Below are 6150 nucleotides of genomic sequence, written 5' to 3' on the forward strand. Positions count from 1 at the left end.
GAGCCGCGGCAAAGCCGAGCGCCGGCGAAGGAACGGCCGCGACGGTCGCTACGCCGGTGATCGCGCCCATCGCCATCAGCCCTTCGGCGCCGAGATTGACGACGCCGACGCGCTCGGCGAGCACCTCGCCCATGGCCGCGAGCGCCAGCACGCCGCCGGCGAGAAAGGTTGTGGCGAGAATTCCGGTCAAGAGGTCCAATGTCGGTCTCGCTCTATGCTCTCGTCGATCCGGCGCGGAGGATGCGGTAATGCGCAAGCTCGTCGCCGATCGCCGTCAGGAACAGGATCGCCCCGGTCATCGCCAGCACTGCGGAGGTGGTGATGCCTTGAGTCTGCAGGATGATGCCGGAGTTGAGGATGAAGGCCATGAGTATGCCGGTGAAGATGACGCCGACGCAGGAGTTGCGGGCGAGCACCGCGACCATGATGCCGAGATAGCCGAAGTTGTTGGAAATCCCGCCCTGCAGGCGGTGAACGGTGCCGGCGAGCTCGAAGGCGCCGGCGACGCCGGCGATCAGGCCCGACAGCAGCATGACGGTGATGATGTGGCGCCGCACCGCGATGCCGGCATAGGCCGCGGCCGAAGGATTCGAGCCGGACAGCCGCACCTCGTATCCCCAGCGGGAGAAGGCGAGGATCGCGGCGGCGGCCAGCGCCATCAGGATGGCGATCGGCAGGCCCCAGTGAATCAGTCCCCAGAATTCGGGCATCTCGACCGTGATCCGCGGCGTCGAGGAGTTGGACATGCCGACGCGGTCGCGCCACGGGCCGGTGGAGACGTAGTAGACGAGCAGCGCAGCCACGAAGTTGAGCAGCAGCGTCGTGATCAGCTCGTTCACGCCGACGAAGGCGCGCGCCAGTGTGGGGACCAGGATCCAGACGACGCCGCCGAGCGCGCCGGCGGCAATGATCAGCGGCAGGATGAGCCAGGCAGGGCCGGGTACGAACAGCCCGACCGCGGTGGCCGCGAAGGCGCCGAGGAGGAACTGTCCTTCGGCGCCGATGTTCCAGGTACCAATCTGCTGGCCGATTGCCACCGAGAGGCCGGTGAGGATCAGCGGGATCACGAGCAGCCCGAAATCCTCCATCCCGAAGGTGGAGCTGAAGGTGGCGCTGACGAGCTGCGCTCCTAGCGCGAGCGGGTCCTCGCCTGCCACCAGCAGCGCGATGGATGCGGCCAGCACCACGATGGCAATGGCCAGCGCGCGCATGGCGAGCGCGATGCCAGGCTGGACGGATGGCAGCCGCTGGAGGCGCAGGCCCTGCAACATCACGCCGCCTCCTTCCGCACGGTGCGTCCGCCCATCAGCAGGCCGATCTGCTCGACGTCGATCTTGTCGTTGTCGAGCGCGCCCATGAGCCGGCCCTCGTAGAGCACGGCGATGCGATCGGAGAGGTTGAGGAGTTCCTCCAGGTCCTCCGAGATAAGCACGATGCCGGCACCTGCGTCGCGCAGCTCGACGATGTAGCGCAGCATCGTGTTGATGGCGCCGACGTCGAGGCCGCGGCTGGGATAGGCGGCGACCAGCACCTTGTGGGCGATGCGCATCTCGCGGCGCGCCACCAGACGCTGCTGGTTGCCGCCCGACAGGTTGCGGACCGGCATGGCGAAGTCCGGCACGGCGACGTCCGCGGCCTTGGCGATCTCGCGCGCAAGCAGGGTCGCGGCGCCCGAGCGATAGAGCCCGCCGGAGCCGATGGGCGGCTTCTTGTATTCGCGCATGACCGCGTTGATGGCAACGCTCATCGCCGGGGCCAGCCCGCTGCGCAGCCGGTCCTCCGGGATGTGGCCGATGCCGAGCTCGCTGAACGCAGCAGCATCCCCCGCCCCGAGCGGCGCGCCGTCCACGACGATGCGTCCCGACGCGATGCGCTGCAGCCCGGTGAGCACATGGCTAAGCTCGCGCTGCCCGTTGCCGGCGACGCCGGCGATGCCGACGATCTCGCCCGCATGGATGTCGAGGGTGATGTCGTGGAGGGCAGTTTTTCCGCCGTCGTCGAGCGCCGAGACGCTTTCCAGCCTCAGGATCGGCTCCGCCGACCGGGGCGCCGCGCCGGGCGGCCGCTGCCGCATGTCGGCGAGCACGATGTCGCGGCCGACCATGAGCCGCGCCAGCATCCGGGGATTGCACTCGGATGTGTCGTGCGTCGCGATCCTGCGGCCGCCGCGCAGGATGGTGATGCGGTCGGAGATTTCCAGCACCTCGTCCAGCTTGTGGCTGATGAAGATGACCGCGTTGCCGCGCGAGGTGAATTCGCGTAGCGCCTTGAAGAGCTCGCGCGCCTCGGCCGGGGTCAGCACCGCCGTCGGTTCGTCGAGGATGAGGATGCGGGCCTCGCGGGCGAGCACGCGCAGGATCTCGACGCGCTGTTGCTCGCCGGTCGAAAGCTCGTTGATGCGTGCGTCCGCCCGCACATTGAGGTTGAAGCGTTGCGCCAGCGCCTTCGTCCGCGCCTCCAGCTTACGAGCGGAGGCAAGCCGGGGCGTCTCGCTCCAGCCGAGGTGGATGTTCTCGGCCACGGTGAAGGCCTGCACCAGCTTGAAATGCTGGTGCACCATGCCGATGCCCGCCGCGATGGCGTCGAGCGGCGTGGCGAACTCCTTGGCGTAGCCATCGATGGTGATCTCGCCTGCATCGGGCTGGTAGATGCCGGTGAGAATGTTCATCAGCGTCGACTTGCCGGCGCCGTTCTCGCCGAGCAGCGCGTGGATCTCTCCCGGAAGCACGTCGAGATCGACGTCCTGGTTGGCGACGACGCCCGGGAAATATTTGGCGATACCCTTCAGCTGCACCAGCGGCGCCGTTCCCGGCGCCGCGATGTAGCGATCCTGCGTGGCATTCATGCCGGCCTGCCGCAATGCGCTGCGTTATGGCAGGTCATCAGGCGCTGAGGCCCGAGACGCCCTCGATCGACCAATCCCAGTAGTAGAGCTCGAGGTCGGTCATGGTCTTGCCGGCCTCGACGCGGACCTTGCCGGTCGAGTCCTTGATCTCGCCGGCGAAGGGCGACCAGCCGCCGAGGATCTTCTCTCGCACGTCGTCCGCCGCCTTGGCGACATCGGCTGGGACCTTCTCGCCCCATGCGTCGCGGTCGATGCCCTTGCCCATCGCAAACAGGTTCTCGCTCGAGGTCCACTCGCCGGCCAGGCGCTTCTTCACCTGGTCGACGTAGAAGTCCTTGAAGTCGATGATAATGGAGGAGACGTAGGCGTTCGGACCGTAGCGGCGGATGTCGGTGTTCCACATCGCTGCCCAGACGCCGCGCTTCTCGGCGACCTGCAGATAGGCGGCCTCGTCCATGATGCCGAACAGGAAGTCGCAGCCATTGTCGATGAGCGCGGTGCCGGCCTGCGCGGCGGCCTGCGGGTCGAACCAGGAGTTGATGACGACCGCCTGCAGCGTGGCATTCGGATTGACCGAACGCGCGCCCAGGAGGAAGGCGTTGGTGCCGCTGAACACCGACGGAACCGGGAAGGAGGCGACATAGCCGAGTTTGCCGGACTTGCTGAGATGGCCGGCGGCAACACCCAGCACATAGGTCGGGTACCAATGGTTGAGATAGTACCAGCCGAGATTGTCCATCGTGGTGCGGCCGTCGCACTCCATGAAGCCGACGTCGGGCGCCCGCTTCACAACCTCGTGCAGGAAGTCGCCAGTGCTGGATGTGTCGAAGATGAGATTGGCGCCTTCGCTCACGAACTGGCGGTAGATACGGGTGGCATCCGCCGAATACGGCACGTTCTCCACCTCGAGCACCTTCTTCAGCTTGGGGAACGCCTTCTGTACGGCCAGCACGCCCTGGTGATGCGCCCACGTCCAGCCTTCGTCGGTGACCGGGCCGACATGGCCAAAGCCGATCACGGCATTCTCTTCGGCGACGGCTGGCAATGGCGCGGCCGCGCGCGCGGCGCCGACGAGGCCCGTCCTGGGCAGCAGGAGCGAGGCGCCGGCGGCGGCGCCCATGTTGAGGAATCCACGGCGGGAAAGCTTCTCGATACTGATCATGTTCTATCCTTTGCGCGATACACGGCGGTCAGTTTGGGAGGAGTTCGGTTTTCAGCAGGCCATCGATTTCCGCCGACCATTCGGACATCCATGCCTGCTTGGTTTCGTTGTCGAGCCATGCGGCCTCGAGGCCGGCGAGCGCGATCTTCTTCAGCGCCTCCGGCGAGAGCGCGAAATTGTCCATGACCAGCGCGTATTCGCGGTCGAGCGTGGTGGCGAACATCGGCGGATCGTCGGAATGGATGGTGACGTTGAGGCCAGCCTCGATCATGCGCCGAATCGCGTGGCCAGGAGCCGCAAGGTCGCGCCAGACCGTGGTTGCCAGCGTCGTGCTCGGGCAGCAGGTGAAGACGATGCCGGCTTCCTTGCAGCGCTCGACCAGCGCGGGATCGTCGACCACGTGGTAGCCGTGGTCGATGCGGCGCACGCCGAGCAGGTCGATGCTGTCGGCAACGTTCTCGGCCGGGCCGGATTCGCCCGCATGGGCGGTGACGTTCAGCCCCTCTGAGCGCGCGCGCTCGTACATCGTCGCGTAGGGAGCCGGCGGAAACGGCGCCTCGTTGTAGTCAAGGCCGATGCCGATCACGTCGGGCACGCGCTCGGCCAGCACCATATCCAGGAACTGCTCGCCGCGTTCCGGTCCGAGCTCGCGGCTGTGTGCGGGAATGAGCTTACAGACGACGCCATATTTTTCCTTGGCGCGCCGCATCCCGTCGAGAACGCCGGCGAGCATGTTGGAGTAGGAAACGCCGTGGGCGAGATGCGCATGCGGGCTGAAGAAGAGCTCGACGTAGCGCGCCCCGGCGATCGCGCAGCGCTCCAGCGCCTCGAAGGTAACCCTCGAGAAGTCCGCGGCGCTTTTGATCGAGGCGCAGACCAGGTCGTAGATTTTCAGGAAGTCGGGCAGGTTGTCGTAGCTGTACAGCTCAGCTGTCGGCTTGGGCAGCGCGACCGAATTCAAAGCGGCGAGATCGGCGAAGGTAGAGGCGGAAACGGCGCCCTCGAGGTGCAGATGCAACTCGACCTTGGGCAGCTGCTGAACGAAGCTCGCCAAAGACATCAGCCTTCCCCATTCCGAGGCACAATGTCGCTGACGGCGCCATCTGCCTCATTTCCCTTCCGGCTCTTTCAGGCCGTTGCGGGACACCTATTCAACACGAAGTTGTTCGACTTTTTCGTCGTTTTCCGTGCCTTCCATTCTCCCTTACGCAACAGATGTCAGGGAAATTTGGCTTGCACAAGCCCCAAAATGATGCCTAATTAGACAGAAGGCAATATTGCTTAAAAATTGTGCAAATGGCTGGGATTGTAGGCAGCGTGCGTGGTGCGATGAAGCAGCGAGGGCTGGAGTGAAGGTGGTCTCGACCGAAACCGCCCGGCTGTCCTTCATCGGACGGCTGGTGCCGCCCAGCTTCGCCGCGTTCTGCGACCGGCGGGCGGAGAAGCTCGACCTGAAGATGGCGATCAGGAGCGTCGCCGCCGACCGCTTCACCGTCGAAGTCTCGGGCCAGCCCGACCTCGTCGACGCGTTCGAGATGGCGTGCAGCCTCGGCCCGCTCGATTGCCTCGTGCTCGACTATGAGCGCACCAGAATCCACAGCATTTCCAATGGGGAACAAGAACGATGACCACCGCGGGTGTCTGGCATCCGGTCGCACTGTCGGCTTCGATTGAGCCGGGGAGCTCGGCCGGCACGCATATCGACGGTAAGGAGTTCGTCGTCTGGCGCGACAACAGCGGCGCACCGCATGTCTGGGAAGACCGCTGCCCGCATCGCGGCATGAAGCTCAGCTTCGGCTTCGTGCGCGGCGACCACATCGCTTGCCTCTATCACGGTTGGCAGTACGACACGGCCGGGCAGTGCCGCTACATCCCGGCTCATCCTGAGCTGGACGTGCCGGGGAGCATTAGGGTGCCGGTCCTCCAGACGGTCGAGACGGCTGGCATGATCTGGATGGCCACCGAGCCGACTGAGTCCGCGCCTCCTGCCCCGCAGGAGACCGGCGAGACCGTCCCGGTGCGCAGCGTCTTTTTCGGGGCAGCCATTGACGCGGTGCTGGCGGCGATCGAGACGACACCGTCGCGCCCTTTCAGCGACGAGGCTGCAGCCCCCGTCCTCCGCCAGATCGACGGTCGTCTCTAC

General features: G+C 65.9%; 6 protein-coding genes and 1 pseudogene. 2 read left to right on the top strand and 5 right to left on the bottom strand.

Annotated elements, in window-relative coordinates; genetic code table 11:
- The 5 genes and pseudogenes from EOA28_RS21575 to add all read right to left on the bottom strand — a co-directional run.
- Positions 1-199 (bottom strand): annotated as a pseudogene (locus EOA28_RS21575) (ABC transporter permease); the annotation flags it as partial.
- A 13-nt stretch (positions 200-212) separates the two neighbouring features.
- The gene (locus EOA28_RS21580; protein WP_127249318.1) at positions 213-1271 is read right to left on the bottom strand and encodes an ABC transporter permease; all 1059 of its coding nucleotides are present in this window, start codon (positions 1269-1271) and stop codon (positions 213-215) included.
- Entirely contained in the window at positions 1271-2845 is a 1575-nt protein-coding gene (locus EOA28_RS21585; protein ID WP_127249319.1) for an ABC transporter ATP-binding protein, read from the bottom strand. Before EOA28_RS21585 ends, EOA28_RS21580 begins: the two co-directional genes overlap by 1 nt.
- Positions 2846-2882: 37 nt before the next feature.
- Complete coding sequence (locus tag EOA28_RS21590) at positions 2883-4007, bottom strand: BMP family ABC transporter substrate-binding protein (RefSeq protein ID WP_127249320.1); 1125 nt, start codon at positions 4005-4007, stop codon at positions 2883-2885.
- Positions 4008-4035: 28 nt separating this feature from the next.
- Positions 4036-5067 (bottom strand): adenosine deaminase, encoded by a 1032-nt coding sequence (add, locus tag EOA28_RS21595; RefSeq protein ID WP_127249321.1) that lies wholly within the window; start codon positions 5065-5067, stop codon positions 4036-4038.
- A gap of 295 nt (positions 5068-5362) precedes the next feature.
- Here add and EOA28_RS21600 point away from each other — a divergent pair, with 295 nt between their 5' ends.
- Together EOA28_RS21600 and EOA28_RS21605 are read left to right on the top strand one after the other, a co-directional pair.
- Entirely contained in the window at positions 5363-5635 is a 273-nt protein-coding gene (locus EOA28_RS21600; protein WP_127386109.1) for a hypothetical protein, read from the top strand.
- Positions 5632-6150 (top strand): Rieske (2Fe-2S) protein (locus EOA28_RS21605; protein ID WP_148670791.1); only part of this gene is annotated, 519 nt, incomplete at its 3' end. The genes EOA28_RS21600 and EOA28_RS21605, both read left to right, overlap by 4 nt.

This window comes from Mesorhizobium sp. M2A.F.Ca.ET.067.02.1.1 (assembly GCF_004023285.1).
Classification (GTDB): domain Bacteria; phylum Pseudomonadota; class Alphaproteobacteria; order Rhizobiales; family Rhizobiaceae; genus Mesorhizobium.

Bases quoted from the DNA above. Each gene is read 5' to 3' on its own strand.
- EOA28_RS21580 (WP_127249318.1), bottom strand. From the start codon at position 1,271: ATGTTGCAGGGCCTGCGCCTCCAGCGGCTGCCATCCGTCCAGCCTGGC.
- EOA28_RS21585 (WP_127249319.1), bottom strand. From the start codon at position 2,845: ATGAATGCCACGCAGGATCGCTACATCGCGGCGCCGGGAACGGCGCCG.
- EOA28_RS21590 (WP_127249320.1), bottom strand. From the start codon at position 4,007: ATGATCAGTATCGAGAAGCTTTCCCGCCGTGGATTCCTCAACATGGGC.
- add (WP_127249321.1), bottom strand. From the start codon at position 5,067: ATGTCTTTGGCGAGCTTCGTTCAGCAGCTGCCCAAGGTCGAGTTGCAT.